Source organism: Streptomyces sp. TRM68416, assembly GCF_014596915.1.
Lineage (GTDB): Bacteria > Actinomycetota > Actinomycetes > Streptomycetales > Streptomycetaceae > Streptomyces.
The window spans coordinates 1-3,864 of the sequence record NZ_JACVWU010000057.1 but is presented as its reverse complement, the minus strand read 5'-3'; the positions used below and the strand labels follow the sequence as shown (position 1 = coordinate 3,864).

Genomic DNA, 3,864 nt, shown 5'->3' with positions numbered 1-3,864 from the left:
TGTGGTGGTACTTGCGGTGGACGGGTTCGTGGGCCATGTAGCCCAGCGAGTCGTGCATCCAGCCCATGTTCCACTTCAGGCCGAAGCCGAGCCCTCCGAAGCCGCCCGGGCCGATGTGGTGCGTCGCCCGCGTGACGCCGTCCCACGCCGTGGACTCCTCCGCGATCGTCACCACGCCCGGCACTCGCCGGTACACCGTTGCGTTCATCTCCTGGAGGAACGCCACCGCGTCGAGGTTCTCCCGCCCGCCGTGCACGTTCGGGATCCACTGCCCGGGCTCGCGCGAGTAGTCGAGGTAGAGCATCGAGGCGACCGCGTCCACCCGCAGGCCGTCGATATGGAACTCCTCGCACCAGTAAATGGCGTTCGCCACCAGGAAGTTGCGCACCTCGCGCCGGCCGAAGTCGAACTCCAGCGTGCCCCAGTCGGGGTGCGCCGACCGCAGCGGATCCTCGTGCTCGTAGAGCGGACGCCCGTCGAACTCGGCCAGCGCCCAGTCGTCGCGCGGGAAGTGGGCGGGCACCCAGTCCATCAGGACCCCGATCCCGGCCCGGTGCAGCGCGTCGACCAGGTACTTGAAGTCGTCCGGCGTGCCGAGCCGGGCCGTGGGCGCGTAGAAGCCGGTGACCTGGTAGCCCCAGGAGCCGCCGAAGGGATGCTCGGCGACCGGCATCAGCTCGACGTGCGTGAAGCCCAGGTCCTTGACGTACGCCGGGAGTTGCTCGGCCAGTTCGCGGTAGGTCAGGCCCGGTCGCCAGGAGGGCAGATGGACCTCGTAGACCGAGAACGGGCCCTCGTGGGCCGGTACCGTCCCCCGGCGTTCCAGCCACTCCGTGTCGCCCCATTCGTAGTGCGAGGCGTGGACGATCGACGACGTGTTCGGCGGGGCCTCGGTGCGGCGGGCCAGCGGGTCGGCGCGCAGGGTCCGGGAACCGTCGGGGCGGGTGATCTCGAACTTGTACAGCTCGCCCTCGCCGATGCCCGGCACGAACAGCTCCCACACACCGGAGGAGCCGAGCGAACGCATCGGATTGCCCGTTCCGTCCCAGAAGTTGAAGGTCCCGGCCACCTGCACGCCGCGCGCGTTCGGCGCCCACACGGTGAACCGGGTGCCGGTGACGCCCTGGTGGGTCATCGGCTCGGCACCGAGCGCCGTCCACAGCTGCTCGTGCCGGCCCTCGCCGATCAGATGCAGGTCGAGATCGCCGAGCGCGGGCAGGAAGCGGTACGCGTCCTCGGTCTCCTGCTCGGCACCCTCGTACGTCACGAGGAGCCGGTACTCCGGTACGTCCCGCAGCGGCAGCAGCCCGGAGAAGAAGCCCGCACCGTCGTCGTGCAGTTCGGCCCGCAGCTCCTCGGTGAGGACGGTCACCGAGCGGGCGTACGGCCGGAAGGCACGGAAGGCGACCCCGCCGGGGACGGGGTGGGCGCCGAGGACGGCGTGCGGGTCGTGGTGGGTGCCGGAGAGGAGCCGGTCACGGTCCTCGGCACCGAGGGCGGGGGAGACCGCCACCCCGCCGGCCATCTCGGCCGCCTTCGTCGGCGCGACCTTCTTGGCGGTCGTGGTCTTCCGGGGCGCCGACTTCTTCGCGGCAGCCTGCTTCACGGTCGGCTTCTTCACGGCCGGCTTCTTGGCGGCAGCCTGCTTTACGGTCGGCTTCTTCGTGGCCGTCTTTTTCGCGGCAGCCTTCTTAGCCGCCGCCTTCTTCACACTCTCCGCGGCCTTCTCGGCGGACTTCGCCGCCTTCTTGGTGACGCTCTTCTTCGTCACGCTCTTCTTCTGCGCGGACACCTTCTTCGCGATGCTCTTCTCCTCGGCCGTCTGCTCGGCCGACTTCTTCGGATCGGGACCGCTGGACGGGGGACGGGGGGTCACGAGTGGGGCCTCCTCGGCGAGGGTGAGATCGAGGGTGAGATGAGGGGAGGGGGAGAGGGAGGGAGAGGGGCAGGGGCAGTCGGCTCGCCGTCGTCCGTGGCGAGCCGGCGGACCGCCGACAGCGGCACCGGCAGCCACTCGGGGCGGTGGCGGGCCTCGTAGACGACCTCGTAGATCGCCTTGTCCGTTTCGCAGGCCCGCAGCAGCACGGGGTCGGTGCGTGGATCGACGCCGCTGACCTCCGCGTAGCCGGAGCAGTACGCGGCCCGGCAGGTGTCGGCCCAGCCCGGGATCGGCGGGGTGGCGGAGTGGGCGGCGTAGTCGAAGGAGCGCAGCATGCCCGCGATGTCGCGCACGGTCGGCTGCGGCATGCGCCGCTCGGCCAGCGGCTTGGCGGGCTCGCCCTCGAAGTCGATCAGCCACCACTGCCCGGCGGGCGAGCGCAGACACTGCCCGAGGTGCAGGTCGCCGTGGACGCGTTGCGCGGTCCAGGTGCGGCCCTCGGCCGCGAGGCCGGCCAGCGCGTCGAAGGCGGAGTGCAGTCCGGGCGCGTACGGCCGCAGCGCGGGCACCGCCTGCGCGGCCGCCTCCAGCCGCTCCACCATCCCCTCGACCATCTGCTCCAGCTGGGTACGGCCGAGGGTGACCGTGGGCAGCGCGCGGGCCAGGGCCGTGTGCACCTCGGCGGTGGCCCGCCCGAGCGCCCTGGCCTCGGCGGCGAAGTCCTCGCCCTTGGCCAGCTCCCGCAGCGCCAGCTCCCAGCCGTCCGCCGCGCCCTGCACGAACGGCTGGAGCACGCCCAGCACATACGGCTCGCCGCCCGCCCCGTCGAAGTCCCCCTGGATCCACGCGGTCGGCGGGGGCACCCGGGGGCAGCCCTCGCGGGCCAGCGCCAGCGGCAGCTCCAGGTCGGGGTTGATACCGGGCACGATCCGGCGAAGCAGCTTCAGGATGAACGTATCTCCGTAGACGACGGAGGAGTTGGACTGTTCCGAGGCGACCAGGCGCGGCACGAGCCCCGCACGGACCTCCTGGTTCCGTTCCCGTTCGAAGCGCAGCCCGCCGATGCGGGCCCGGGTGCGCAGGGCCTCCAGGAGGACTTCGGCGGGCCGCGGGTCGTACAGGGCCTCGTAGACCGTGCGTCCGGCGAGCGGGCCCTGGTCGACATGGCCGATCAGCGCGGGCGCCAGCCGCGGTGGCAGCGCCTCGCGCGCGCCTATGAGGAGCTGGTAGCAGTCGCCGGGCGCGGGGGACTGATGGGCCTGGAGCAACAGGTGGTAGAGGCCCAGCTTGCCGTCGGACGGCAGCAGTTCGGTGGCCGCGACCAGCGAGAACCCGGTGACGGGACGCCCCTTCCCGGCGAACCACCGCTGCCGCGGCAGCCACTCCCGCAACAGGGGATCCAGCGAGGCGAGCAGGCCGGGACTGGTCGTAGCGGTACGGGTGACGGCTTCCGACATGACGTCGCGTCCTTTCCCCGGGGGGTCGGGGTGTGAGTGATGCGTGCCCCGGGCGGGGCGGTGGAAACCGCCCCGCCGGGCTTCTAGGAGCCCTCTTTGCGCAGCCGGAACCAGTAGAAGCCGTGGCCTGCCAAGGTCAGCAAGTACGGCAGTTCGCCGATGGCCGGGAATCGCACCCCGCCGAACAGCTCCACCGGATGCCGCCCGTTGAACCGGCTCAGGTCCAGCTCGGTGGGCTGGGCGAAGCGGGAGAAGTTGTTCACGCACAGGACGAGGTCGTCCTCGTACTCGCGCAGGAACGCGATCACGGCCGGGTTGGAGGACGGCAGTTCCGTGTACGAGCCGAGTCCGAAGGCCGGGTTCTGCTTGCGGATCTCGATCATCCGGCGGGTCCAGTGCAGCAGCGAGGACGGCGAGGACATCGACGCCTCGACGTTGGTGACCTGGTAGCCGTAGACCGGGTCCATGATCGTGGGCAGGTACAGGCGGCCCGGATCGCACGAGGAGAAGCCCGCGTTGCGGTCGGGG

General features: G+C 71.3%; 3 protein-coding genes. All 3 read right to left on the bottom strand.

Translation table 11 applies throughout. The annotated features are described in order from the left end of the window. On the bottom strand, window positions 1-1,876 hold a 1,876-nt coding region (glgB, locus tag ICC28_RS39815; protein ID WP_188293759.1), incomplete at its 3' end, for a 1,4-alpha-glucan branching enzyme. After that, the gene (locus ICC28_RS39810; RefSeq protein ID WP_188293758.1) at window positions 1,873-3,336 is read right to left on the bottom strand and encodes a maltokinase N-terminal cap-like domain-containing protein; all 1,464 of its coding nucleotides are present in this window, start codon (window positions 3,334-3,336) and stop codon (window positions 1,873-1,875) included. The genes ICC28_RS39810 and glgB, both read right to left, overlap by 4 nt. A gap of 83 nt (window positions 3,337-3,419) precedes the next feature. Continuing rightward, window positions 3,420-3,864: alpha-glucosidase C-terminal domain-containing protein (locus tag ICC28_RS39805; RefSeq protein ID WP_188293757.1), on the bottom strand; the 445-nt coding region annotated here is incomplete at its 5' end.

What these genes read in the sequence shown, in the direction of transcription:
- ICC28_RS39810 (WP_188293758.1), bottom strand. Translation starts at nt 3,336, where the DNA reads ATGTCGGAAGCCGTCACCCGTACCGCTACGACCAGTCCCGGCCTGCTC.